Genomic DNA, 25,754 nt, shown 5'->3' on the forward strand with positions numbered 1-25,754 from the left:
GATGCAGACATCCTCATTCACCACCACAAACCCGTCGTCACGCTTGTGCATTGCCCCGCTCGGGCACACTTTGGTGCAGGCCGGGTCTTCACAGTGGTTACAGGCAATCGACAGGTAATAGGCAAAGACGTTCTGATGCCAGACGCCGTTATCCTCCTGCCAGTCGCCGCCCGCGTATTCGTAGATCCGGCGGAAGCTGACGTCCGGGGTCAGGTCTTTGTAATCCTTGCAGGCCAGCTCGCAGGTTTTGCACCCGGTGCAACGGCTGGAGTCAATAAAAAATCCATACTGGGTTGTCATCGGTTACTCCTTACACCTTCTCAACCTGAACAAGGTTTGTGTGGGACGGGTTGCCTTTCGCCAGCGGCGACGGGCGCTGCGTGGTCAGTACGTTAATACTGCCAGCCTGGTCGATGCGGTTTGCATCCGGGCTGTACCACGCGCCTTCCCCCAACGCGACAACACCAGGCATCATGCGGGGCGTCACTTTGGCTTCGATATGCACCTCGCCGCGATCGTTAAAGATACGCACACGATCGCCATTGCTGATGCCTCGCGCTTTCGCATCCGTCGGGTTAATCCACATCTCCTGGCGGCAGGCGGCTTTCAGCACATCAACGTTGCCGTAAGTGGAGTGAACGCGCGCTTTGTAGTGGAATCCGGTCAGTTGCAGCGGGAATTTTGCGGTCAGCGGATCGTTATAATTTTCAAACCCGGGCGTGTAGATCGGCAGGGGATCGATAACATCCCCTTCCGGCAATTCCCAGGTTGCGGCAATGTTTGTCAGCTCTTCGGAGTAAATCTCGATTTTGCCCGATGGCGTGGTCAGCGGATTCGCCTGCGGATCCTCGCGGAAGGCTTTGTACGCCACGTGGTGCCCTTGCGGATCGCGCTGTTTATAGATGCCCTGCTTGCGGAAGGTATCGAAATCCGGCAGGTCAGGGATCGCTTTACGGGAAAGTTCATGCAGATGACGCATCCACTCTTCCTGAGTGCGGCCTTCTGTGAACTGTTGTTCGACACCAAGACGTTTCGCCAGCTCAGAGGTCATCTCATAGATAGTTTTGCACTCGAAACGCGGTTTGATGGCCTGGTCGGTGAAGATCACGTAGGACATGTTGCCGCAGGAGGCATCCAGCGCGAAATCCATCTGCTCCGAGGCGGTGCAATCCGGCAGCAAAATATCCGCATATTTCGCCGATGAGGTCATGTGGCAGTCGATCACCACAATCATCTCGCACTTCTTGTCATCCTGCAGGATTTCGTGGGTGCGGTTGATCTCCGAGTGCTGGTTAATAAGGCAGTTACCGGCGTAGTTCCAGATCATCTTGATCGGCACATCCAGCTTGTCTTTGCCCCGTACGCCATCGCGCAGGGCGGTCATCTCCGGCCCGCGCTCAATGGCGTCGGTCCACATAAACATGGAGATACTGGTCTGAACCGGGTTTTCCAGAGTTGGCATCCGTTCAAACGGCAGCGAATAGGAACCTTCGCGCGCGCCACTATTCCCACCATTAATACCCACGTTACCGGTCAGAATGGAGAGCATCGAAATAGCACGAGTGGCGATTTCGCCATTCGCGTGACGCTGTGGCCCCCAGCCCTGGCTGATATAGGCCGGTTTCGCTGAACCGATTTCACGCGCCAGCTGGACAATACGTTCCGCCGGTATCCCGGTGATTTTTGATGCCCACTCCGGGGTCTTCGCCACGCCGTCACTACCCTGGCCCAGAATATACGCCTTGTAATGCCCGTTGGCAGGCGCACTGGCGGGCAGGGTTTTCTCGTCATAGCCGACGCAGTATTTATCGAGGAATGGCTGATCGACAAGGTCCTCGGTGATCATGACCCACGCCAGCGCACTGACCAGCGCCGCATCGGTACCCGGGCGAATAGGGATCCACTCATCTTCCCGGCCTGCCCCCGTATCGGTATAACGCGGATCAATGATGATCATCCGGGCGTTAGATTTGGCGCGAGCCTGTTCAAGGTAATAGGTTACCCCACCGCCGCTCATGCGCGTTTCACCAGGGTTGTTACCGAAAAGCACCACCAGTTTACTGTTTTCGATATCGGACGGGCTGTTACCGTCTGCCCAGCCACCGTAGGTGTAGTTCAGGCCGGCAGCAATCTGTGCAGAAGAGTAGTCACCGTAGTGATTGAGATAACCGCCGCAGCAGTTCATCAAGCGCGCCACCAGCGTTTTGCCCGGTGGCCAGGAGCGGGTCAGCGTTCCCCCGAGCGTTCCGGTGCCATAGTTCAGGTAGATGGATTCGTTACCGTACTCTTTTATCAGACGCTGCATATTGCTGGCGATGATATCGTAAGCTTCATCCCAGCTGATGCGCTCGAACTTCCCTTCCCCGCGCTTACCGACGCGTTTCATCGGGTACTTCAGACGGTCCGGGTTATAAACCCGGCGGCGCATTGAGCGGCCACGCAGACAGGCGCGAACCTGATGCAAGCCGTCGTAGTTATCGTCGCCGGTATTGTCGGTTTCGACGTATTTGATCTCGCCATCCACCACATGCATACGTAATGGACAACGGCTACCACAGTTTACGGTACAGGCGCTCCACACCACGTTTTCCGGGGCCGTAGCCGGGGACAACGCATCCGCCGCCGACGCCAGTCGGGTAAAAGGGAGAGTGAAGGCACTGCTGGCAACGGCGAGACCGCCAATTGCCGTGGTTTTCATCAACCCACGGCGAGTGACCTCGGCAGCCATTAACGCTTCAGGCGCTTTGATTTTCATAAAGACTCACTTTGGTTGCTCACAAAGAATAAGGGGCGGAATTAACCGCGATATAGTTTTATATATAACGAGCTAATGCGTTATGCGTGTTTTATGCTGGCTTTCATTCGCAGGAGTATTACTACTTTAGAGGGAGGGGGTATTGCGTCGTATCAAACCGAGGGTATAAAAAAAGCGCCAAAAGGCGCTTTTTTGTTGTAAGGCAAAGAATTAGCCGATGTACTGCTGGCCTTTCATGTATGGGCGCAGCACTTCAGGGATCTCAATACGTCCGTCTGCCTGCTGATAGTTTTCCAGCACGGCAACCAGCGTACGGCCAACAGCCAGACCAGAGCCGTTCAGGGTATGCACCAGACGGGTTTTCTTGTCGGACTTGCTGCGACAGCGTGCCTGCATACGACGCGCCTGGAAATCCCAGACGTTAGAGCAGGAGGAGATTTCACGGTAGGTGTTCTGCGCAGGTACCCACACTTCCAGATCGAAGGTTTTGCAGGCGCCAAAGCCCATATCACCGGTGCACAGCGCCATACGACGGTACGGCAGACCGAGCAGCTCCAGCACTTTCTCCGCGTGGCCGGTCATCTCTTCCAGCGCGTCCATGGACTCTTCCGGACGAACGATCTGTACCATCTCAACTTTATCGAACTGGTGCATACGGATCAGACCACGCGTGTCACGGCCGTAAGAACCCGCTTCAGAGCGGAAGCACGGAGAGTGCGCCGTCAGTTTGATTGGCAGGTCGTCTTCGTCGATGATCTCATCACGCACGAGGTTGGTCAGCGGCACTTCCGCGGTTGGGATCAGCGCGTAGTTGCTGCTGTCGGCTTCCTCGTCCAGCGGACGGGTATGGAACAGATCGCCGGCAAATTTCGGCAGTTGTCCGGTACCGTACAGAGTATCGTGGTTAACCAGATACGGAACGTAGGTTTCGCTGTAACCGTGCTGCTCGGTGTGCAGATCCAGCATGAACTGTGCCAGCGCACGGTGCAGATGAGCAATCTGACCTTTCATCACCACGAAGCGAGAACCGGTCAGCTTCACGGCTGCCGCAAAGTCCAGGCCCGCGTGCATTTCGCCCAGAGTAACGTGATCGCGAACCTCGAAGTCGAACTCACGAGGCGTACCCCAGCGTTTCACTTCAACGTTGTCGTTTTCGTCTTTACCGACAGGAACGCTGTCGTCAGGAATGTTCGGGATAGCCAGGGCGATATCACGAATTTCGGCCTGAAGAACATCCAGCTCAGCTTTCGCCTGGTCCAGCTCTTCACCCAGTTTGTTCACTTCCAGGCGTAATGGCTCAATGTCTTCCCCGCGCGCTTTCGCCTGGCCGATGGACTTCGATCGAGAGTTACGCTCTGCCTGCAGATTTTCAGTTTGTACCTGCAGAACTTTACGACGCTCTTCAAGAGCGCGCAGCTTATCTACATCCAGCTTAAAGCCCCGGCGTGCCAGTTTTTCAGCGACTGCGTCTGGCTCATTACGCAGCAGATTGGGATCGAGCATGCTTATCCTGTGCTTATCGAATTAAAATAGGAAAATGTGGCCACAGCCTGCGGCCACAGGGATACAATGCCAACATTACCGCAACGACTGAACTAACGGTAGCGTTTTATAGGGCTATTTTGATCCTGTCCGGCGAGCCAGGCGAGCTTTTCGCCAATCTTGCCTTCAAGACCTCTGTTTGTGGGGTGATAATAGCGGGTTTGTGCCATTTCCTGCGGGAAATACTCCTCCCCGGCCGCGTAAGCGTTGGGTTCATCGTGAGCGTAACGATACTCCTGCCCGTACCCCATCTCTTTCATCAGCTTCGTTGGCGCATTACGCAGATGCACCGGCACATCGTAGTCCGGGCGCTCACGCGCATCCGACATGGCCGCTTTGAATGCGGTATAGACGGCATTACTTTTCGGCGCGCAGGCCAGATAGACAATCGCCTGAGCAATAGCGCGCTCACCTTCTGCCGGCCCGACGCGAGTAAAACAATCCCAGGCCGAAAGCGCCACCTGCATGGCGCGCGGATCGGCATTGCCAACATCTTCTGAGGCAATCGCCAGACAGCGACGCGCGACGTACAGCGGATCGCCACCGGCAGTGATAATGCGTGCATACCAGTAAAGCGCGGCATCCGGCGCGCTGCCGCGTACCGACTTATGCAGCGCCGAGATCAGATCGTAAAAGCGATCGCCTTTGTTATCAAAACGGGCGCTACGCTCACCGGCAATTTCGGTCAACAGTTCCGGTTTTAATACCCGTTTGCCGGCGTCGTCGACTTCGGCCATATCGGCCATCATTTCCAGGGTATTCAGCGCCCGCCGCGCATCGCCGTTGACCAGCTCCGCAATTGCCCGACGCGTGTCGTCAGGCAGGACAATGTCCTGTCCGCCATAGCCGCGGGCTTTGTCGTCCATCGCCTGGGTGAGGACGTTTTCAATATCCTCGGTGGTGAGCGATTTAAGCAGGTAGACGCGCGCCCGGGAAAGCAGTGCCGAGTTGAGTTCAAACGACGGGTTTTCGGTGGTGGCACCAATGAAAAAGATGGTGCCGTCTTCGATGTGCGGCAGGAATGCATCCTGCTGACTTTTATTAAAGCGATGGACTTCGTCCACAAAGAGGATGGTTCGTCGCCCGGCGTTACGGTTCTGGCGCGCGCGCTCAATTGCCTCGCGGATCTCCTTCACACCGGATGTGACCGCCGAGATGCGCTCGACGTCCGCGTTAGCGTAGCGGGCGATCACTTCAGCAAGCGTGGTTTTACCGGTACCGGGTGGTCCCCAGAGGATCATCGAGTGCAGATGCCCGGCTTCAATGGCCCGCGGCAACGGCTTACCCGCAGCCAGCAGGTGCTGCTGACCAATATACTGAGCTAAATTTTCTGGCCGCATACGCGCGGCCAGAGGTTGAAACGCATTATCTGAAAAATCGAGCGACAGGTTGCCCACTCATGCCTCTTACTTACGTTGGTCGTCCACCGTTACGCCCTGCGGCGGGGTAAAGGTAAATTTAGATGCATCGACAGCGCCATTTTGCTGTGATTTGAGCTGATAGCTGCTGCGCTGATCGTCCTGCTCAACGGCGCCGAACTGATTGATGGTACCGTTGGTGCTTACATTGATGGTGAACTGCTTCAGGTTGCCGTTGCTGCCTTTTGGCGTCAGGACAAACTCATCACCGTTCTGCTTAATATTATACTGCTGCCAGTCGCTGGCCTGGTTACGGGCAATCAGCATAAATGGCGTGTTGCTGGTCGCATCTTTCAGCCAGGTGGCGGTTGCCTGCTCAACAAACGGGTTGAAGAACCACAGGGTTTTGCCGTCAGAGACCAGGATGCTCTCATCCGGCTGAGTCATGTGCCAGTTGAAAAGATTTGGGCGTTTAACCCACAGATCGCCCTGGCCTTCCTGCACCGCATTACCGCTGCCGTCAGTCACTTTTTGCGTGAAGCTGGCGTGGAAGCTGCTCACTTTATCCAGGCGGCTTTTAAGGTCGCTGGCCGCATCAGCCCAGACGCTGCTGGCGACAAAACTGGTGAGTAATGCACAGGCGATTGCGATTTTTTTCATTGTTGTTCCTTAAAATACGTCATCCCGAAATGGGGTTTCCGTTTTCTATTCTGGACCTGCCCGCAGGCAGGTGACAGAAGAAAATGCTTAAATTTGGCTGATTTACCCTTCTTTGCACACGCTGAAGATCAATCAAACGGCGGCGGAGCCAGCACCTCACGGTTACCGTTATGCCCCTGCTCACTGACAATGCCCTGAGCTTCCATCTGCTCAATGATGCGCGCCGCGCGGTTGTAGCCAATACGGAACTGACGCTGAACGCCGGAGATCGACGCTTTGCGTTTTTCGGTAACAAAATTAACCGCCTGGTCGAATAACGGATCCAGCTCTTCGCCGCCGTCAAAGCCACCGCCGCCGCCTTCGCTTTCGCTGTCGGAGGTAATGCCGTCAACGTATTGTGGACGACCGCGCGCTTTCCAGTCCTGCACCACGGCATGCACTTCCTGGTCGCGAACGAATGCGCCGTGAACGCGCACCGGAGAGGTGGAGTTCGGGCCGGAGTAGAGCATATCCCCCATCCCCAGCAGCGATTCAGCACCGCCCTGATCAAGGATGGTACGCGAGTCAATTTTGCTTGATACGGTAAAGGCGATACGGGTCGGAATGTTGGCTTTAATCAGACCCGTAATGACGTCCACAGAAGGACGCTGCGTCGCCAGGACGAGGTGAATACCGGCCGCACGCGCTTTCTGTGCCAGACGGGCAATCAACTCTTCCACTTTCTTACCGACGGTCATCATCAGGTCGGCGAACTCATCCACCAGCACGACGATGTAAGGCAGTTTTTCCAGCACCGGATGTTGGGCATCCATGCTATCGCCCGGTTTCCAGTATGGATCGGGAATTGGACGACCCATCCGCGCCGCCTCGGCGATTTTCTCGTTATAACCGGCAAGGTTACGCACGCCCAGAGCCGACATCAGCTTATAACGGCGCTCCATCTCGTTGACGCTCCAGCGCAGGGCGTTGGCCGCGTCTTTCATGTCGGTCACAACTTCCGTCAGCAGATGCGGGATCCCCTCATAGACCGACAGTTCCAGCATTTTCGGATCGATCATGATGAAACGGACATCTTCCGGCTGCGCTTTGTAGAGCATGCTGAGGATCATGGCGTTCACACCTACCGACTTACCGGAACCGGTTGTACCCGCGACCAGCAGGTGAGGCATTTTCGCCAGATCGGCTACCACCGGCTCACCCGCGATATCTTTACCCAGCACCACGGTCAGTGGTGAAGGGTTGTCGCGGAATTTGGTGTTGTCCAGCACTTCACGCAGGTACACGGTCTGACGTTTTTTGTTCGGCAACTCAAGACCGACATAAGGTTTACCAGGAATGACTTCAACCACACGAACCGCAACGGTCGACAGAGAACGCGCCAGGTCGCGGGACAGGTTTGAAATACGCGCGGCTTTAACGCCAGGCGCCAGGTTGAGTTCGAAACGGGTTATGACAGGGCCTGGAGAGTAGTTGACCACGTCCGCTTTAATGCGGAAGTCAGCCAGACGCGCTTCTACCAGACGGGCCATTTGCTCCAGCGCGAAGGTATCGACCGGCTCAACTTCTGCTGGCGGCGGCGTTAACAGATCCAGCGACGGCAGAGGCGTGCTCGGACGTTGCAACGGACGACTGTCACCGTTACGCATCAGCAACGGATGAATGAGACTTTCTTGCGGCTGTGCCTGAGGCTGCTGGAATTGTGGCTGCTGTGGCTGCGCATAAGATTGTGGCGCAGGCTGCTGCGGCTGGGCGTAAGCCTGTGGCGCAGGGGCCGGCTGCTGACGCACCGGCTCGGCTTCCGGCATGACGCTCGGCGTGAACAGCGGTTCACTCGGACCATCATCGACCAGATCTTTCATCGGTGAGAATTCGAAATCCGACAGCGAGAACGGGTTCGCACCAGCAGGTTGCTCACCTGAATAGCGTTGCTGCTGGGTGGCCGCAAACTGGCGTGCTAATTCTGCCTCTGCGGCATCATCATCGTCCGCCTGAGCAGGATGATCGTGCTGATACTCCTCGCCATAGCGCTGATGCTGCTGTGCGGCGAACTGACGCGCCAGTTCGTCCTGCTGCATTTCATCTGCATCATCGTCGTAATCAGATTCACGGGCTTTCTCCTCAGCCATACGCTGAGAAGGCAGCTTAATGCCATAGGATGCCAGCTCGCGGCGGGTTGGCACACGCACGCGGTTAGGACGCGGCAACTGCGGACCAATCCCCTCTTTTACCTGAGGACGTGGTGTTCCACCTGTCGCCAGGCTAAAGACCGGCGCCGAAGCGGCTGCTGTGGCCTGTTTCACGCTCTCTGCCACTGGTGCAACCGCAGGCGTTGGAGTAACCGGCGGTGCGGAGACAGAAGGTGTATTCACAACAGGCTCCTGCACCGGCTCAGGAACAGGCTGATACCATGCTGCCAGTTGCTCGCGCTCACGGGCACGGCGCTCTTCAACCTCTTCGAAATAGTACATTGGCGGACGAGACGGTTTGACCTCTTCCACCACCTCAGGTTCTGGTTGAGGCGCGACGTAAGGCTCAGCAGGCGGAACAGGCTCAGGGACATACTCCTGATACGGTTGCGCGACGGGCTGCTCGTCGTACGGGTACCCCTGCGGCTCATGAACGGGCTCAGGCTGATAAGGTTGCTGCCACGGTTCCTGCTGGACCGGCGCATAGCTTTCTGGCTCTGGTGCGATAACCGGCTCTGGCGTATGAACGCCAGGCGCCGTTTGCCACTCTACATGAGGCTGTTGAATAGCGGACTCGGGAGCGGGAACCGACGCAGACGGCATAACGGCTTCCGCTGGTGCTGCATAAGCCTGCGCCGCCGTAGTCGCGGCTGCCGCGGCAGCAACCGGTGCGGTAACAGAGTGACCGTTTAGCAGTGGATCGTATTCATCAAAATCGCCCGGCATGGCGCGACTGCCAGAGAAAAGCACATCATCAGGATCGACGGCGGCACCGGCTGAACGGTACTCAACATGATCGTCTTCGTCCATGCGTTTACCGGAGAAGAGCGCCGCATCGGTTTTACGGCCCAGCGGGTTGGCAAATTTCTCGGCGACGCGCTGACGGCGTGCCAGTGCTCCACGCAAAATACGTGCACGACGAGATTCACGACGCTGTACTGGCGCATCGTCTTCCTCTTCGTACTCATCTTCATATTCGTCTTCATCGACCCATGTGTCGTCACGACGGGTACGGTTGCTGGCAAAGGTCAGAATAGTGAGGACAAAACTGCCGATCTTCTCGGCAATGCTCACCCACGACCAGCCGGTGAACAGCGTTAATCCTGCCGCCCAGATACACAGCAAGGCCAGGGTACCGCCGCTGCTGTGAAGCATAGGCTGCAGCGCAGAGCTCAGCAGGCTACCGATGACCCCGCCAGAGGCGAAATACCAGATGTCATCGGCGTTGATGGCTGCCAGCCCGCAGGAGGTGAGGATCAACGCCAGCGCGCCTATCAGGCGCAGCGAAACCGCGAAATAGTCGATGTAGTCGTCGTTCTGACGATGGCGCCAGGCAAACCAGCATCCGCCAATAATAATGACGGGAATGGTATAGGCCATCACACCGAAAATGAAAAACAGGGTGTCCGCAAGCCAGGCACCGGGAACGCCGCCTAAATTATGGATAGGCTCATGCCATGCAGTTTGTGACCAGCTGGGATCTGAGGGGTTGAAACTGAGTAAGGCTGCCATCAGCCAGACGGCAAAAAGGGCAATAACAATCAGCAACGCCTCAAGGAGCCGACGTCCGCTGCTTAGCTTCGATAATGTGACTTCTTTGTCTTCAGTGTATTCCTGGCTCAAGAAAGGCTCTCCAGGTATCAGGCATATCCTGCCTGTTTGCTAAAACGGACAACAGCGCCGGGACACCCCGGCACTGTTGCTGTATGGATTAACAGGAGTGTAATCAAACTACACTGATTTTGCACCTGTTCCGTGTTAGCGCGTCTTAATAACCAGACGATTGCTCTGTTTGACCTCTTCCATCACCACATAGGTACGGGTGTCGTTCACGCCTGGCAGACGCAGCAGGGTTTCACCCAGCAGCTTACGGTAGGCGGACATATCTGGTACGCGGGTTTTCAACAGGTAGTCGAAATCGCCAGAAACCAGATGACACTCTTGAATTTCTTCAAGTTTTTGTACAGCGGCGTTAAATTGCTCAAACACATCCGGTGCACCACGATTCAGAGTAATCTCAACAAATACCAGAAGTGAGGCATCCAGATAATGCGGGTTCAGCAGAGCCGTATAGCCCTGAATAAAACCCTGTCTTTCCAGTCGGCGCACACGCTCAAGGCACGGCGTCGGGGAAAGTCCCACACGTTTTGAAAGCTCGACGTTGGAAATACGCCCATCCTTTTGCAATTCATTAAGAATGTTACGATCGATACGGTCGAGATCTTTGCCAGGGCGCTTCTTGCTATCTACCATTATTATTGTCTCTCTGTATTCCTTCCCTACTCCTGCCTGGACCCTGTGCACATCACTGTTCAGAGCCTGTACCCGTTAGTCATCACATCGCCTGGTTATCTATTAGACGCGATGCGGATTCGGGTTCTGTTGGTAAGAAGACCGTTGCCCGAAGGCAGTCACCGACATCACGTATGGCGTCTGTCCACGCCATGCGTAGATTTCACTGACCCGGTAAAAATGGCATTTACGTGCATGCCTATGCGGCACACGGTTAACGCGGTTTTTTTTCTTCCTTGAATGTTTTCGCAAAAGCGCAGGGGATTGTCAAAGCAAAACATCGATTTTTAGTACAACATGCCGGATATTCATTTCGGTGGGGTATTAATCCTCATTTTATTGCCTTATAAACAAGCGAATTTAAGAAGTAAGCCTGATGTTATAGCGCTCAATTTATCGTCATTGCCTATCGTACAGATTGAGATCAACATTGCTGTGCTCTTTTTTTACGGCAACAAATTCCCTACAATCCTGCCAACTGTCTGCCAACAACAATGGGGATCTCATGGGCACGGCCAAACACAGTAAGCTGCTAATTCTTGGTTCTGGACCTGCGGGATATACCGCGGCGGTCTATGCTGCACGCGCTAACCTGCAACCGGTTTTGATTACCGGTATGGAAAAAGGCGGTCAGCTGACCACCACCACTGAAGTGGAAAACTGGCCAGGCGACCCTAACGACCTGACCGGGCCGCTGCTGATGGAGCGTATGCACGAGCATGCGGCTAAATTCGAAACCGAAATTCTGTTCGACCATATTAACAAGGTCGATTTGCAGAACCGTCCGTTCCGCCTGACGGGCGACAGCGGCGAGTACACCTGCGATGCGCTGATCATCGCAACGGGCGCTTCTGCCCGCTACCTTGGCCTGCCGTCAGAAGAGGCGTTCAAAGGTCGCGGCGTTTCTGCCTGCGCAACCTGCGACGGTTTCTTCTATCGCAACCAGAAAGTCGCGGTCATCGGCGGCGGTAACACCGCCGTAGAAGAGGCGCTCTATCTGGCGAACATCGCTTCAGAAGTGCACCTGATCCACCGTCGCGACACTTTCCGCGCCGAGAAAATCCTGATCAAACGTCTGATGGATAAAGTGGCGAGCGGCAACATTGTGCTGCACACCAACCGTACGCTGGAAGAAGTGACGGGCGATCAGATGGGCGTTGCCGGTCTGCGTATTCGTGATACCCAGAACACCGATAACGTCGAAACGCTGGAAGTGGCGGGCCTGTTTGTGGCTATCGGCCACAGCCCGAACACGGCAATCTTCGAGGGGCAACTGGAGCTGGAAAACGGCTACATCAAAGTGCAGTCCGGTATTCACGGCAACGCGACCCAGACCAGCATCCCGGGTGTGTTCGCTGCTGGTGACGTAATGGACCATATTTACCGTCAGGCGATCACCTCCGCAGGCACCGGTTGCATGGCCGCGCTGGACGCTGAACGCTACCTTGATGGGCTGGCTGAACAAGGTAAATAATCTTTACAAGTCAGTAACAAACGTAAATAAAGGCGGCGATAAGTCGCCTTTATTGTCTCCTCGTTGTAACATTGCGCTGCCCACTTTCTAATAACATCACCTGCAAAGCACGCAATGGAAAAAAACCGTCAACAAGAGTTAACACGCTGGCTAAAACAGCAGAGCGTTCTTTCCCGCCGCTGGCTCATGATTTCCCGTCTTCTGGGACTGATCAGTGGTCTGTTGATTGTTGCCCAGGCATGGCTGCTGGCCCGCATTCTCAATCATATGATCATGGAGAACATTCCGCGTGAAGCGCTTCTGCTGCCCTTCATCGTCCTGATCCTGGTTTTCATTCTGCGCGCCTGGGTCGTCTGGCTGCGCGAACGCGTTGGTTTTCACGCGGGGCAGCATATTCGCTACGAAATTCGCCGACAGGTGCTTGATCGTCTTCATGAAGCCGGGCCCGCATGGATCCAGGGAAAACCAGCCGGAAGCTGGGCAACGTTAATCCTTGAACAGATTGACGATATGCACGACTACTACGCCCGCTATCTTCCGCAGATGGCGCTGGCCGTCTGCGTCCCGCTGCTGATTGTGATAACCATTTTCCCTGTCAACTGGGTGGCAGCGCTGATCCTGCTGGGTACCGCCCCGCTGATCCCCCTGTTTATGGCGATGGTGGGGATGGGAGCGGCCGATGCGAACCGCCGTAACTTCCTTGCGTTGGGTCGCCTGAGCGGCCATTTCCTTGATCGTCTGCGCGGGATGGAGACGTTACGCATTTTTGGCCGGGGTGAAGCCGAAACGGAAAACATTCGCCTGGCGTCGCAGGATTTCCGTCAGCGCACGATGGAAGTGTTACGTCTGGCGTTTCTGTCGTCTGGCGTACTGGAATTCTTTACCTCGCTCTCTATCGCCCTCGTGGCGGTCTATTTTGGTTTCTCGTATCTCGGTGCGCTGGATTTTGGTCATTACGGCACGGCGGTAACGCTGTCGGCCGGTTTCCTGGCGCTTATTCTGGCTCCGGAATTTTTCCAGCCGCTTCGCGATCTTGGCACCTTCTACCATGCCAAAGCGCAGGCCGTTGGCGCGGCTGACAGCCTGAAAACGTTCCTGGAGACGCCGCTGGCGCATCCGGAGCGGGGAGAGGTAACGCTGAACGCCAATGAACCCGTGACTATTGAAGCACGTGATTTCTCTATCCTGTCACCGGAAGGGAAAGTGCTGGCTGGCCCACTGAACTTTACCTTACCCGCCGGGCAACGGGTGGTGCTGGTAGGGACCAGTGGTTCAGGGAAAAGCTCGCTGATTAATGCGTTATCCGGTTTTATGGCTTATACCGGCTCACTGCGCATCAACAAAACCGAACTGCGCGATCTCGATCCGAACGCCTGGCGAAAACAGCTCAGTTGGGTGGGGCAAAACCCGCAGCTGCCAGCCCCGACGCTACGGGAAAACGTCCTGCTGGCTCGCCCGGATGCACGTGAAGACGAGTTGCAATCTGTTCTCGACCGCGCCTGGGTCAGCGAGTTTCTGCCGCTGCTTCCGCATGGCGTCGATACCGTTGTCGGCGATCAGTCTGCCGGGTTATCCGTGGGCCAGGCGCAGCGCGTGGCGGTCGCCCGCGCGTTGCTTAATCCATGCCAGTTAATGCTGCTGGACGAGCCAGCGGCCAGCCTGGATGCGCACAGTGAACAGCGCGTGATGGCGGCCCTGAACGCCGCCTCGCGGCAGCAAACCACCCTGATGGTCACTCATCAGCTGGAGGGCATTGCCGACTGGGACCAGATCTGGGTCATGGAAAATGGTCGTATTGTTGAGCAAGGCGATTACGCCTCTCTCGTTACCGCGCAGGGCCCCTTCGCTGCCCTGCTGGCGAATCGTCAGGAGGACATCTGATGCGTGCCCTGCTTCCCTATCTCGCGCTCTATAAACGCCACAAATGGATGCTGACGCTGGGCATCGTGTTGGCCATTGTGACCCTGCTTGCCAGCATCGGCCTGCTCACGCTTTCCGGCTGGTTCTTGTCTGCCTCTGCCGTGGCGGGGGTTGCCGGGCTCTACAGCTTCAACTACATGCTTCCGGCGGCGGGCGTCCGCGGCACTGCCATTACCCGTACGGCAGGACGGTACTTCGAGCGACTGGTCAGCCATGACGCGACATTCCGCGTGCTGCAACATCTGCGCATTTACACCTTCAGTAAACTGCTGCCCCTCTCCCCTGCCGGACTGGCGCGTTTTCGTCAGGGGGAATTGCTCAACCGTGTGGTTGCGGATGTCGACACCCTGGATCACCTCTACCTGCGCGTGATTTCCCCGATAGTCGGCGCGTTTGTGGTGATTGTGGTAGTCACGCTGGGTCTGTCGGTGCTGGATGTCGCTGTTGCGCTGACGCTGGGCGGGATCATGCTTTTGACGCTCATTATCCTGCCGCCGCTATTTTACCGCGCGGGTAAATCCACCGGAGAGAACCTGACGCGTCTGCGCGGGGAGTACCGCCAGCAGCTTACCTCCTGGTTACAGGGGCAGGCCGAACTGACGATATTTGGCGCCAGCGAGCGCTACCGTGCGCGAATGGAGAATACAGAACTGAACTGGCATGAAGCCCAGCGCCGTCAGTCTGAGCTTACCGCGTTCTCTCAGGCGCTTATGATGTTAATCGGGGGTGTCGCAGTCATCGCCATGCTCTGGATGGCGTCCGGTGGCGTTGGCAATAACGCACAGCCGGGCCCTCTGATTGCCTTGTTCGTATTCTGTGCCCTGGCGGCCTTTGAAGCGCTGGCGCCGGTGACGGGTGCCTTCCAGCATCTCGGTCAGGTCATCGCCTCCGCCCTGCGCATCACGGAGATTGCGGAGCAGGATCCGGAGGTGAAGTTCACCGCAGAGCAAACGGCCACGCCTGAGCAGGTTGCCCTAACGCTCAGTAACGTCACCTTCGCCTATGACAAGCAGGCACAGAATGCGCTGGAAGGCATCAGCCTCGCTGTGGATGCGGGTCAGCGGATTGCGATCCTCGGCCGTACCGGCTGCGGCAAATCCACGCTTTTGCAGTTGTTAACGCGAGCCTGGGATCCACAGCAAGGTCAGATTCAGTTTAACGGAACTCCGCTGGCAGACTTCAGCGAACAGGCGCTGCGCAAAACCGTCAGCGTGGTTCCGCAGCGCGTTCATCTCTTCAGCGCCACGCTGCGCGATAACCTGCTGCTGGCTGCACCGGAGGCCACTGATGACGTACTCCGCGCCATGCTGGAGCAGGTCGGGCTGCATAAGCTGCTTGAAGACGATGGCCTGAACAGCTGGCTGGGTGAAGGCGGTCGTCAACTCTCTGGCGGTGAGCTGCGTCGTCTGGCGATTGCGCGCGCGCTGCTGCATGATGCGCCGCTGATGTTGCTCGACGAGCCCACAGAAGGGCTTGATGCGACAACTGAAAGCCAGATCCTTGATTTACTTGCGAATGTTATGGCCGGTAAAACCGTCCTGATGGTGACACACCGCCTGCGTGGACTGGCAAGTTTTGATCGGATAATTGTGATGGACAACGGACACATTATTGAGCAAGGTAGTCACGCAGAGCTGTTGACGAAACAGGGTCGCTACTACCAGTTTAAACAGCGTCTGTAGACTATATTTGTAGCGTCCTCACTCGCGTACTGGAGTTTTGCTGTCATGCGCCTGGTCCAGCTTTCTCGTCATAACATTGCGTTCCCGTCGCCAGAGGGAGCGCTGCGTGAACCCAATGGGCTGCTGGCACTTGGCGGCGATCTCAGCCCTGCCCGGCTCCTGATGGCCTACCAGCGCGGCATATTCCCGTGGTTTTCACCTGGCGACCCTATTTTATGGTGGTCTCCTGATCCGCGCGCCGTGCTCTGGCCCACGCAGTTTCACCTGAGCCGCAGCATGAAGCGTTTCCATGCAAAATCACCGTACCGGGTCACATTGAATCACGCCTTCGGTCAGGTGATAGAAGGGTGTGCGGAAGACCGTCATGAGGGGACTTGGATCACCCGCGATATCATCACTGCCTATCATCAACTGCACGAGCTTGGCTACGCCCACTCCATTGAGGTGTGGGAAGGTGGCGAACTTGTTGGCGGTATGTACGGCGTCGCGCAGGGGACGTTGTTCTGCGGTGAGTCGATGTTCTCCCGGGCGGTAAACGCCTCGAAAACGGCCCTGCTGGTTTTCTGCCAGGAGTTTGCTCAGCGCGGCGGGCAGCTGCTGGATTGTCAGGTTCTGAACGAGCATACCGCCTCCCTCGGTGCGGTTGAAATCTCCCGCCGCCACTACATTGAGCACCTGCATAACTGCCGTCAGGAGAAGCTGCCGCGCGATTTTTGGGTACCGCGGACACTCTTTATGCCCAATGTCTAAATGTTTTCCGCATATTTTTTATGAGGGTGTTATAATTATGCCGCAGAGTAGCTTCTGCCTGTTGCCCCGCCGCCGTTTGGGACCTTCGCTTCAGATAACGTCCTGACGTTTATCCTGTTGTATCCCCTTTACGAATGCGCTTTCCGTTCGGTTGTACCGTGACGCTTGGGCAATGCGCCGAAACTGTTTTGCTGCGTTTTAAACGCGCAATTCTTTACTTAATTGATGAATTTCGGCATTATCTTGCCGGTTCAAAACTTGGTAGTGATACCCCAGAGGATTAGATGGCCAAAGAAGACAATATTGAAATGCAGGGTACCGTACTTGATACGTTGCCTAACACCATGTTTCGCGTAGAGCTGGAAAACGGTCACGTGGTAACTGCGCACATCTCCGGTAAAATGCGCAAAAACTATATCCGCATTTTGACGGGCGACAAAGTGACTGTTGAACTGACCCCGTACGACCTGAGTAAAGGCCGCATTGTCTTCCGTAGTCGCTAATTGTTTTCGCCTGTAATGGCAGATGAATATTTAATAAGGCCGGGAGATTCCCGGCCTTAAATTTATGAAAAACCCTACCCTCTGTTATACAACCGCCTTTCTTGCCGGGTGGCGCTGCGCTTACCCAGCCTACGTCGATGTCAATAAATTACATAACTCATTGTAGGCCTGTGCAAGCGTAGCGCCGCCAGTTAAGGTCAGAATCTGGCTGACCCTATCTTTCTTTGTACAGAACATATTCATTTCGCATTGCCAGACAAATGACTATAATAAATCATGACAAATGACATATCAGGAGGTCAAAATGAGAACATGGGTTCCTGCGCAGAAGCCTGCTGATAACGCACTTTGGCGCTATGCCGGTTTACCTGCAAATCGAGGTATGCAACTGATCGAGTTACTCAGCCAAGGTCTACCCGTTAGCGTGCTCGACAATATTCATGAATGGACGGCGATGTCAAAAGCAGACATTTTGCGCGTCACCGGTATAAACGAACGCAATGTCGCGCGTCGTAAAAGTGCGGGTCGTACGTTGACCCCCGATGAAAGTGAGCGCGTGGCGCGCTTCGTACGCGTTTTGGATGCTGCCGTTGATTATTTTGGCAGTAAAGATGATGCATGGAACTGGCTGCAATCACCGGTCCGTGGACTCGGAAATGTTGCGCCTGTCGATTTGATTGCAACAGAAACCGGTGCACTGGAAGTGACCGATTTGATTGGTCGCCTGGAACATGGAGTATTCGCATGATTTTTTATCGTCTGGTGACAGGACGATATGCCAGCGAAGCGTGGAGTGGAAGCGGCGCAAACCAGTATGGCGGCCGCTGGAATCACAAAGGACACCCGGCGGTATACGTCTCTACATCCATCTCGCTGGCATCACTTGAAATTCTGGTTCACGTTAAAAAAGATACCGTGTTAAACCAGTACCAGCTTTTCAGCATTGATATCCCGGAAGAGCAAATTGAGTATCTGGATAAAGCATGGCTACCCAAAGACTGGCAGGAGGATCCTGCACCGATGTCGACAATGGATCTGGGAACCGGTTGGCTCCAGTCCAGCAGCGCGCTGGCGCTTATTCTACCGTCCTGCATCATTCCTTCTGAAAATAACGCCATACTGAATCCACTGCATCCCGATTTTCATCAGAGACTGGAGACCGTCCAGCAACTCCCTTTTAGCTTTGATAACCGGCTAGCAGAAAAAACCGCATCCTGAGAACGAATGCGGTGGTCACGTTTCAAAACCAGGGGATCGTGGCTGTAGCGCTTAGCCCGTAGGTGGAAAATACTCCCGTAACGGGTGCGGAGAGCAAATCACCATGACGGATAAACAGCCTGAACGATTGACCCGTCGAGAGACTACGCAAATTTAGCCACGGCAAATCAGTCCTAGCCTCTGCCATCGTCAACATACGCTGCTGCGCTTCCTCTTCAGTTAACCATCCCTTCTTCACCGAACGTCGCATGAGCCGCTGCGCACTACTTTTGACCTGTACCCGGCTGACACAACGCCAGTGATTTACCTCTGGCACATTCTTAATCTCCGTACAGTCGCAGTAATCACTCAGCCCTTTTCTCCAGGCCAGTTGCTCAAGCTCATTGAGTGCCTGCCGGTGGCCATGCAAACGCAGAATAGCGCCAGGTTTTACAGTATACGCAGGGAAACTAATACCAATATCGCCCTGCCCTCTCTGACCCAATGCGCGATGCAGTTTTGCCACCAGCGCGGCCATTAGCATCTCTTCACTGAATTCGGGATCTGGCAACACACGGATCTCAAGATAGTGATCCATAAACAGCTCCTTACTCGCTCTTCTCGCCGAAGACACCACCACGGATCAATACGGCCATCACGTAATGTTGCTGATCCACATCCGGCTTCTGGCCTTTGGTGACCCAATTATCGAGAAGCGTGTAGAAATCCATTTTCTCTTTCGGCTGACGACACGCCACTCCACGGCTGGTGACAGATCCATAGGGTTCAACGGCTATCGCACCAAGTTCGTCCACTTTAGGATGCCAGGTATCGATAGTTCGAATCGCATTACCGATTTTCTGCGAGTGGATGCCAGCGACTTCATCCACCTGATAAAGCAGACGGCTCTTGCTGTTGTTGCTGTCCAGTACTAACTCCTGCGACGGGAAGATCTCCTGCCCTGCGCCAAGCAAAACCTGCGCCTCTACGTTGAGCAGAACAAATCCTTTTCCACTGAGCCCCTTTTCTATTTCCTGAGCGAGTTCTGTGAGGCTCTTGTCACGGGCGGTAAAATCACGCAGCGCATAACTGTACGCATCAAACGTCCACGACTGGCTGCCTGTCACTTTCACAACGATTTTTTCTGCACCAACGCGGTTACGCCATAAAAAACGACCATTCGCCAGGTTGTTGGCGTAACGACGCGCCAGTTCGGCGAAACCATGTTCATGTATGTAGCCGTCGATAACCTGCTGGAGTTCTTCCTGATAAGCGCGGTCATTACATACAGAAGGAGTCGATAAGTTTCCCAACACGCGCAGGGTAAATTTAACCTGTAAGGTATCCGCGTCCGCAGGCAGTGCCGCCACATCTACACGCTGGAGATTGGCTTTCTGGATCTCAGCATCCAGTTTTGCCGGATCGTTGGTGAGCGCGTTTTTTAGACGGTTAGAGATAGTGCCGCGTACTGCTTTTTCCTGAATCCGAATCGGTTGCCAGGTTTCTCCTTCCCAGCATCCTGAATACATTACCGCATCCGAGGTCGCCAGTTTACGTTCAAATGCCAGTACAGATGCCGTTTTAACGGCAGTTGGAGCCTTTGCCATAAATAAGTCCTTTTTAATTTAGAGGTTCAGATGTCACCGGCGCGCCCGCGCCCTGACAGTAGTAGCCTGTTTCCGTCGTGCGATAGCGCCAGAAAATGTCTTCTAATGACCGAATCCGGTGCAGACCGCACCACTCGCCCACGCCATATACGGCTTCGGTAAACGCGAACGGTGTTTCTGCATCACGCGCATTTGCCACGACGCCGGGTGCGTAGAGTTCAGAGATGCGCTGGTATCCTGTCATTAATGGCACCAGATACCCGGGTTTAGGTTTGGGAACGTAGAGCCAACTGGCCGGATCGCCTTCCTGGATAGCGCCCTCGTCCGGCATTTCGGCCTGCAGTTTCAGCGAAGCAAAATCGAGCCAGGCATCAAGTAGCGTGGCATCAGGATTGTTTTCCAGAAGCGTTTGATGATGTTCGCCCAGCCAGCTGCTGCGGTCGCGCAGGGCAAAGCCCGGCATCAATTGCCACTGTAATCGGCCCATTTCCTGAACGCTGGCAGGCATCGCCATAACCGAAATATTCTGGATATCGACGATGATTCCCCCCGCCAGTCGAAGCGTCGGGCATATCTGAGACAGAAACTCGGCGAGGTCACGCTGCCCGTATTCACCGTTTGGGATTTCCCCATGACACTCCAGCAGCAATGAAACCGTCAAATGCATACGCCCCTCTTCATTAAAGGAGGCGGTTTTCGCTTTACGGGTAAGAGGATTGCGGGTCAGGGCGAACTGATAATCGCGGCCAGACGTATGCGCGTGGATCTGGTGCTCGTGGCTCACGACAGCACAGCCATCAATGTGCAGCCCATGCTTTTCTGTCAACCTGCGCGACAAAGCATGAGAAAATCCCATGAAATGGGTGATCGCTGGAAAACCCCAGGTCAGGCCAGCAACCGCGTTGGCGTTTTCAACTCTCACACGGCGAAGCAAAATCAATGAACTCATTTCAGCGCCTCCTGGATAATTTTTTCCATCTCACGGAGGTTGGCCCGTAAGTGCTCGCGGGTTTCCCATTCACGTTTTTCCACAGCACCTAAATCCGGCATCGACTTTCGCAGACGTGCGTTCAGCCAAAGGGAAAAATCTTCTGCCACAGCGTCCTGCCAGTCGTCTTTTTCTCGCTCAAGACGAAAGGCTTCATCTGTTTTTGTACGCCAGGGATCGAGCCAGAGCTGTTGATGGGGTTTCAGATCGGGACAGTTGCGCGTCCAGTTTTGCGCGGTTTCACGTTGAAAATCAGATGCGATCTCGAACAAGAGATCGATAATCATATTGATGTAGCCATCGCGGGCTTCGCGAATACGAAAATTGGTGTAATCACCCGCTTTCGTCAGTAGGGAAACAAGCAGCTGAATGTGGCTCTTCGCTCGGCGGTCAAATTGCCCACCCCAGGCGAAAACAGAACGTAAACTCGTTGGCGGCTTTTCTGCCCTTTTCCACTGCGGCGGCTGGCAGGAAAGTAGCCAGCTACGTCCGCCACGCACGCTGTTGAGATAGGAAATGTTTTGCGGTTTAGTGCCACCGAAGTGTATTTCCGCTGAATCCGGGAATAACGTCAGCGGAGTGGGATGCCAGGTTTTCTCGCGCCTGGCTTTCCAGATGGCTTTAACATCGTCTCCAAAACGAAAGGCAATCATTTTCTGATGCAGGGCGTGAACAAGTGAGGTGGCAAACAGCGGGCTTAACAGATGATAATCATCATCAACCGGAAAATAATTCTGTTTCGCCAGCTTGTGCGAAGCGGGTTCGCCAGGTGTTAATGCGCGCGAAAATCCCACAATCCATTCACTCAGTTGGCTCATGTCATCGGTAAAAGCAGCCAACGCGGCGTGGTCGCAACGTTTCAGGCTTGCCAGTAGAGAGTCTCCGCCTTCAACCCTTATTTGCAGCAGTTTCGCGACGTCCAGTGCAGCGGCGTTACCCACCGCATCCGGTTCCAGACCTGACAGCGTCGCTGTGCTGAGATACCCTTCCTTAGCCACTGCCTCGCTGTAGATACTGCTACTTTTTGAATCCCCGTGGGTAAACTTCGCCGCATGGGTCACGAGGTTAATTTGTCCGGCTCGCTTCGCGGCATCCGTCAGCCATGCTTTCGGCTCGTAACGAAGCTCCAGTTCCCGGCGTTCTGCCGCAAGCGTTGCGCTATCAATATCGCTGCGCTTTGCGGCCTCTTTATCAAATGCTTCCAGCTTGGTTTGCCGTCGTTCGGCAATAAAAGCTGTAATAAATGAGAATAGTGTTCCTTCCTTCATATATCACCCTAACTCTTGCACTTATAAACAATAAAAAATATAAATCGCGCAATTATATTTAATATAAATAGCTTGAATAAAAACAAAACAGAATCATAACCAAGAAAAATAAAAGCCTAATAACAATCATCGCAGTGAAACATTCCTTTATCTGAGTAAAAAATAAAGTACTCCATTTCAAAACGTTCATCCACACCTATATTAGGTTTTTATCTTTATAGCGACATACTCTTGCCAAAAAAACTTAAATAAATATAATGCTCACCTACTGTCGCCTAGACAGCTTAGAAATATATGAGGCTCTTATCATTTATTTTATACTGCTGAACAAGCAGCTTGCGCCCGCGTTAGAGGGCGCGAAATACACCTAACATTGAGTGATACAGCCATTGTTCCGTCTCCTCCTCCCTGCTGACTCTTAACGTTATTTCGCCATACCGGCGCGACACCGCGGCCAACTCCATTTGCTTGGTCTCGGCCAGCGCCTGTAATATCTCGGCATAATCAATTGCTATCCACGGCTCTACGCCGTCTGCCATGGATAACGCCTGTTCGCAAAATCCTCCCGCAGGTTTTAACACCCCGTTTTCCTGCATCAGGCAAAACTCTGGTTCATCGCCTTCCTCTTCCATACTCAAAAAGAAAGTTTCCTGTGGTGAAGCACGGCGAAACGGCGTTCGCCGCTGCAATTCACCGTTCCACGTTAGCGGCCGCCGCCACCACGACGCGGCCACCACATCTGATTTATCGCCGCCGTCCAGCAGCGCGGCGCGCAACCGGGCATGCTCCAGCGTCGCCAGCGCATTGCCGGGCAGATTTTCAACGATGCGCGGTAGTGCATTTAGTGTGCGATAGCCCTCTTCACTGAGCAGCTCATGGAGATCGTGTTGAGGCAGAAGATGGTGTTCGGTTTCAAATCCTGGCTTACAATAAGCCACCTTTTCTCCACGGAGCGCGCGTACGTTGCGTTCCAGAATCACCAGGTTTTCAGTATCCGGAACGATCTGGCGATGGCGCTGAATACGCCCCGCAAACTGTATAAGAGAACGCATCGAACTCGGCTCAATAATTCCCCAGTCGGCATCAAAATCGCGCCCAACCTCCAGAACGGATGTGCCGAGCACGACAAAAAGATGGTGCGGTTCCGGTGACGTCAGTGCCTGCTCAACTTCCGGCAACTGCCAGACCAGCGCCGGTTTGTGCCGTGTGAACGCGGCATCGAGGCGTTTTTCAATCGCCGCACGCACCGCCAGCGGGTGCTGGCTGTGATACACGCAATAATGAATGCGGTAATTGTCCGGAGAAGGTAATGCCATCAGCGCCTGCGCGACGGCAACCAGCGGGTTGATGTTCGCCATCCTCACCAGACCAAATGACACGGTTTTGCCACTTTTATGCGTGCTGTGATGATGATCGTGCAGCGCGATTGTTTGCTCGTGCAACGTCTGCGCCAGCGCAGAGACAACGTCGGCAGTACAGGACGAGTGAGGCTTCACGACGGCCAGTTTCCCCAGGCGAAGCTGGGGCTGCTTTGGCAGACGTTTAATCCGCTGCCTGACAAAATCGCCATGCACCTTACGGAATTGAGCATCGTCGGCCACATCCTGCGGCTGCGCGCCATATTCATCAAACCAGGCGCAGCAGATACTCATCGGTCTGTCCGACTGACCGCACGCGGCCTGCCAGACTCTCCGCCCTTCCCGATAGGCTTCAAACAGCGCTTCCGTTAATGCAGGGGGCAGCGTTGCGGAGGAAAGCAGCACGCGGGAGCCGAGCATTCCCGCCCAGTTCACCAGCCGACAAAGGGCATGTAAATCATCAACGTCAAAATCATCAGGCTCATCAAGCACCAGATCGCTGGTCAGCAGGCGCAGCATAGCGGGGATCTGCTTGCCACCGCGCACCCCTTCCGTTGCAGGCATCAGGTGATCGAGGGTTGTCACCAGCACCGGAGCACTGACCAGGCGATTGAGCGCCGGTTCTTTCGCCAGCCACTGCTGAGCGATCCCGCTACTGGTAGCCCCTTCGTAATGCACGTAGTGATGGCTGGCGAAGAACGTTTCGTCGCTGGCACTGCGGGTATCTTCGGCGTCATTCCCCTGATAGAGCTCCTTCACTGCGGCGGCACCGGTCACCACGGCCAGCGTGTCGTCATCCAGCCTCAGGCGCGACTGCAAAGCCTGACCCGTCTGCAGCGTCAGCGTGCGTAACCCCAGCGCCACGCTGAAACGACACCCTGCCTGCTCATCTGCCAGAGCGTACATAATTCGGGCATTGGCAAAGGTTTTACCGCATCCGGTCGAGGCCATATTGATGCCGAAAAAGCCCTGCTCAGCACTCTTCTCGCGTAGAGAAGAGGCAACGTCCCACGCCTTGTTTTGCCAGTGAAAACGCTCTTCTTTCGCCCTTTCCCGAAACGTTTTATGCCGGGCGATGGCGGGTAATGAGCGTCGCAACGCCGGAAGAGAGCGCCCCATCAACAGCGCATGATGGGCGACACCAACATTGTGCTCATCAAGTTTTTGGTTAAGTTCGGTTCCGTGGTGAGTGTTAGCCCACGCCTGTATGGCATCATCCTGCCATCCGGAATAAGCTGGTTGAGAGGAGTAAACGTGATCGGCCAGCATTAGCGACAGGCGGGCGAGATGGAGGGTGAAGATATTATCCATCGTTCCCGCGTGAAGCAGCGCAGGCAGATTCCGGATACGTTTACCAATCTGTCGGGCCTTCTCGCGCCAGGTTTTACTTTTTAGCGGCGTACCGTAGGGGAATTTCCAGACATTTTTAAAATCACGCTCTTTCCACTGATGTTTTTCGGTAGATTTATGATTAAGCGAGTTCCAGTCTGCGTTCAGCTGTTTCTCAAACCAGCCTTCGCAGTAGATCATCTGTGGACGTGTCGAATATGACTGCGGCAAACGGTGATGCGACAAAATCAGCCATACCACCACTTTAGCCAGAGGCGGGAGCTCCCCCAAAAGGCTGCAGTTCTTGTCTGTGTCCATCTTCAACGCTTTCAACATGGCCTTTTCGTCAGCGGCTTTTAGCTGAGTGAGGGATGCCAGCCACTGTTCATCGGTTTGTTTTCCTACAAACGCCTCGAACAGACGAACCGAGATCCACTCATGACGATACGGCTGGCAAATGTGCTTACTTTCCCCCTTAAGCGTCTGCTGGAAGCACATCCCCGCTTTACCAAAATCATGAAACAGCCCGGCAATCGCTGCCAGCAAGGCGATGCTTTCCGCGCTGTGCCAGCGGTGTTCACTGTCGTTCCGGATAATTTGCAGGGTTGTGCGGTTTGTTGGCACGCGCCCTTGCGCGTTAAAGCGACGCAAATTCCCGACAATCCACAACAGTTCACTTTGACCGTTTTTTTTCAGCCAGTGGCAGGCCACGGCGGTGTTACGACGTGCCGTTTTACGCAGCAGCTTGCGCAGCGTAATAGCGCCTTCCATAGTCATCGTCGTCTGCCACGCCGCGTCACCCGTACGCTCAGCGAACTGATCGATAATCCGACAACTTTCGTCCCTTGCATTTTTTGTGCAGCGAGAAATGATCAGTACATTCAT

At 54.8% G+C, this 25,754-nt stretch carries 19 protein-coding genes; 7 read left to right on the forward strand and 12 right to left on the reverse strand.

What is annotated here, in order from left to right; all coding sequences use genetic code 11:
* From AX755_RS25775 to lrp, 7 genes are all read right to left on the reverse strand, one after another.
* A partial coding sequence (locus AX755_RS25775; protein ID WP_231883357.1) for a 4Fe-4S dicluster domain-containing protein occupies positions 1-300 on the reverse strand: 300 nt, incomplete at its 3' end.
* Between the two features lie 10 nt (positions 301-310).
* Positions 311-2,755, reverse strand: a complete 2,445-nt coding sequence (gene dmsA / locus AX755_RS11335) for a dimethylsulfoxide reductase subunit A (RefSeq protein ID WP_062856769.1) — start codon at positions 2,753-2,755, stop codon at positions 311-313.
* A 210-nt stretch (positions 2,756-2,965) separates the two neighbouring features.
* Positions 2,966-4,258 (reverse strand): serine--tRNA ligase, encoded by a 1,293-nt coding sequence (gene serS, locus AX755_RS11340; protein ID WP_008499983.1) that lies wholly within the window; start codon positions 4,256-4,258, stop codon positions 2,966-2,968.
* 92 nt (positions 4,259-4,350) lie between these two features.
* On the reverse strand, positions 4,351-5,694 hold the full coding sequence (gene rarA / locus AX755_RS11345) for a replication-associated recombination protein RarA (RefSeq protein WP_013097318.1): 1,344 nt from the start codon (positions 5,692-5,694) through the stop codon (positions 4,351-4,353).
* A 9-nt stretch (positions 5,695-5,703) separates the two neighbouring features.
* A complete protein-coding gene (gene lolA / locus AX755_RS11350) occupies positions 5,704-6,315 on the reverse strand; it encodes an outer membrane lipoprotein chaperone LolA (protein WP_013097319.1) in 612 nt (203 codons plus the stop codon).
* Positions 6,316-6,443: 128 nt separating this feature from the next.
* Positions 6,444-10,124: a DNA translocase FtsK gene (locus AX755_RS11355; RefSeq protein ID WP_062856770.1), complete on the reverse strand. Its 3,681-nt coding sequence runs from the start codon at positions 10,122-10,124 to the stop codon at positions 6,444-6,446.
* Positions 10,125-10,259: 135 nt separating this feature from the next.
* Positions 10,260-10,754: a leucine-responsive transcriptional regulator Lrp gene (gene lrp / locus AX755_RS11360; RefSeq protein WP_000228469.1), complete on the reverse strand. Its 495-nt coding sequence runs from the start codon at positions 10,752-10,754 to the stop codon at positions 10,260-10,262.
* Positions 10,755-11,298: 544 nt separating this feature from the next.
* On the opposite strand from lrp, the gene trxB reads away from it, so the two are divergent.
* The 7 genes from trxB to AX755_RS11395 all read left to right on the forward strand — a co-directional run bounded on the left by trxB (position 11,299) and on the right by AX755_RS11395 (position 18,340).
* Positions 11,299-12,267 carry a thioredoxin-disulfide reductase gene (gene trxB / locus AX755_RS11365; protein WP_013097321.1) on the forward strand — a complete coding sequence of 323 codons (969 nt, stop codon included), beginning with the start codon at positions 11,299-11,301 and terminating at the stop codon, positions 12,265-12,267.
* 114 nt (positions 12,268-12,381) lie between these two features.
* Complete coding sequence (gene cydD / locus AX755_RS11370; RefSeq protein WP_062856771.1) at positions 12,382-14,148, forward strand: heme ABC transporter permease/ATP-binding protein CydD; 1,767 nt, start codon at positions 12,382-12,384, stop codon at positions 14,146-14,148.
* Positions 14,148-15,869, forward strand: a complete 1,722-nt coding sequence (gene cydC / locus AX755_RS11375) for a heme ABC transporter ATP-binding protein/permease CydC (RefSeq protein WP_038419020.1) — start codon at positions 14,148-14,150, stop codon at positions 15,867-15,869. The genes cydD and cydC overlap by 1 nt, the downstream gene beginning before the upstream one ends.
* A gap of 45 nt (positions 15,870-15,914) precedes the next feature.
* Positions 15,915-16,619, forward strand: coding sequence for a leucyl/phenylalanyl-tRNA--protein transferase (gene aat / locus AX755_RS11380; RefSeq protein ID WP_062856772.1), 705 nt, complete (start codon positions 15,915-15,917; stop codon positions 16,617-16,619).
* Positions 16,620-16,903: 284 nt separating this feature from the next.
* Complete coding sequence (infA, locus tag AX755_RS11385) at positions 16,904-17,122, forward strand: translation initiation factor IF-1 (RefSeq protein ID WP_002211347.1); 219 nt, start codon at positions 16,904-16,906, stop codon at positions 17,120-17,122.
* A 304-nt stretch (positions 17,123-17,426) separates the two neighbouring features.
* Positions 17,427-17,870, forward strand: coding sequence for a type II RES/Xre toxin-antitoxin system antitoxin (gene parS, locus AX755_RS11390; RefSeq protein ID WP_038981400.1), 444 nt, complete (start codon positions 17,427-17,429; stop codon positions 17,868-17,870).
* The gene (locus AX755_RS11395; RefSeq protein ID WP_062856773.1) at positions 17,867-18,340 is read left to right on the forward strand and encodes an RES family NAD+ phosphorylase; all 474 of its coding nucleotides are present in this window, start codon (positions 17,867-17,869) and stop codon (positions 18,338-18,340) included. The genes parS and AX755_RS11395 overlap by 4 nt, the downstream gene beginning before the upstream one ends.
* Before the next feature lie 22 nt (positions 18,341-18,362).
* Here the strand turns inward: AX755_RS11395 and cas6f are convergent, their stop codons facing one another.
* From cas6f to cas3f, 5 genes are all read right to left on the reverse strand, one after another.
* Complete coding sequence (gene cas6f, locus AX755_RS11400) at positions 18,363-18,917, reverse strand: type I-F CRISPR-associated endoribonuclease Cas6/Csy4 (RefSeq protein ID WP_040022896.1); 555 nt, start codon at positions 18,915-18,917, stop codon at positions 18,363-18,365.
* 10 nt (positions 18,918-18,927) lie between these two features.
* Complete coding sequence (gene csy3 / locus AX755_RS11405; protein WP_062856774.1) at positions 18,928-19,926, reverse strand: type I-F CRISPR-associated protein Csy3; 999 nt, start codon at positions 19,924-19,926, stop codon at positions 18,928-18,930.
* Between the two features lie 13 nt (positions 19,927-19,939).
* Positions 19,940-20,875, reverse strand: a complete 936-nt coding sequence (gene csy2, locus AX755_RS11410; protein WP_062856775.1) for a type I-F CRISPR-associated protein Csy2 — start codon at positions 20,873-20,875, stop codon at positions 19,940-19,942.
* Complete coding sequence (gene csy1 / locus AX755_RS11415) at positions 20,872-22,182, reverse strand: type I-F CRISPR-associated protein Csy1 (protein ID WP_062856776.1); 1,311 nt, start codon at positions 22,180-22,182, stop codon at positions 20,872-20,874. The genes csy2 and csy1 overlap by 4 nt, the downstream gene beginning before the upstream one ends.
* A 347-nt stretch (positions 22,183-22,529) precedes the next feature.
* Entirely contained in the window at positions 22,530-25,754 is a 3,225-nt protein-coding gene (gene cas3f / locus AX755_RS11420; RefSeq protein ID WP_062856777.1) for a type I-F CRISPR-associated helicase Cas3f, read from the reverse strand.

The organism is Enterobacter sp. SENG-6 (assembly GCF_001605945.1).
GTDB lineage: Bacteria > Pseudomonadota > Gammaproteobacteria > Enterobacterales > Enterobacteriaceae > Enterobacter > Enterobacter cloacae.

What these genes read in the sequence shown, in the direction of transcription:
- lrp (WP_000228469.1), bottom strand. Translation starts at nt 10,754, where the DNA reads ATGGTAGATAGCAAGAAGCGCCCTGGCAAAGATCTCGACCGTATCGAT.
- lolA (WP_013097319.1), bottom strand. Translation starts at nt 6,315, where the DNA reads ATGAAAAAAATCGCAATCGCCTGTGCATTACTCACCAGTTTTGTCGCC.
- csy2 (WP_062856775.1), bottom strand. Translation starts at nt 20,875, where the DNA reads ATGAGTTCATTGATTTTGCTTCGCCGTGTGAGAGTTGAAAACGCCAAC.
- trxB (WP_013097321.1), top strand. Translation starts at nt 11,299, where the DNA reads ATGGGCACGGCCAAACACAGTAAGCTGCTAATTCTTGGTTCTGGACCT.
- serS (WP_008499983.1), bottom strand. Translation starts at nt 4,258, where the DNA reads ATGCTCGATCCCAATCTGCTGCGTAATGAGCCAGACGCAGTCGCTGAA.
- cydC (WP_038419020.1), top strand. Translation starts at nt 14,148, where the DNA reads ATGCGTGCCCTGCTTCCCTATCTCGCGCTCTATAAACGCCACAAATGG.
- csy3 (WP_062856774.1), bottom strand. Translation starts at nt 19,926, where the DNA reads ATGGCAAAGGCTCCAACTGCCGTTAAAACGGCATCTGTACTGGCATTT.
- cas6f (WP_040022896.1), bottom strand. Translation starts at nt 18,917, where the DNA reads ATGGATCACTATCTTGAGATCCGTGTGTTGCCAGATCCCGAATTCAGT.
- cydD (WP_062856771.1), top strand. Translation starts at nt 12,382, where the DNA reads ATGGAAAAAAACCGTCAACAAGAGTTAACACGCTGGCTAAAACAGCAG.
- cas3f (WP_062856777.1), bottom strand. Translation starts at nt 25,754, where the DNA reads ATGAATGTACTGATCATTTCTCGCTGCACAAAAAATGCAAGGGACGAA.
- csy1 (WP_062856776.1), bottom strand. Translation starts at nt 22,182, where the DNA reads ATGAAGGAAGGAACACTATTCTCATTTATTACAGCTTTTATTGCCGAA.
- dmsA (WP_062856769.1), bottom strand. Translation starts at nt 2,755, where the DNA reads ATGAAAATCAAAGCGCCTGAAGCGTTAATGGCTGCCGAGGTCACTCGC.
- infA (WP_002211347.1), top strand. Translation starts at nt 16,904, where the DNA reads ATGGCCAAAGAAGACAATATTGAAATGCAGGGTACCGTACTTGATACG.
- AX755_RS11395 (WP_062856773.1), top strand. Translation starts at nt 17,867, where the DNA reads ATGATTTTTTATCGTCTGGTGACAGGACGATATGCCAGCGAAGCGTGG.
- aat (WP_062856772.1), top strand. Translation starts at nt 15,915, where the DNA reads ATGCGCCTGGTCCAGCTTTCTCGTCATAACATTGCGTTCCCGTCGCCA.
- parS (WP_038981400.1), top strand. Translation starts at nt 17,427, where the DNA reads ATGAGAACATGGGTTCCTGCGCAGAAGCCTGCTGATAACGCACTTTGG.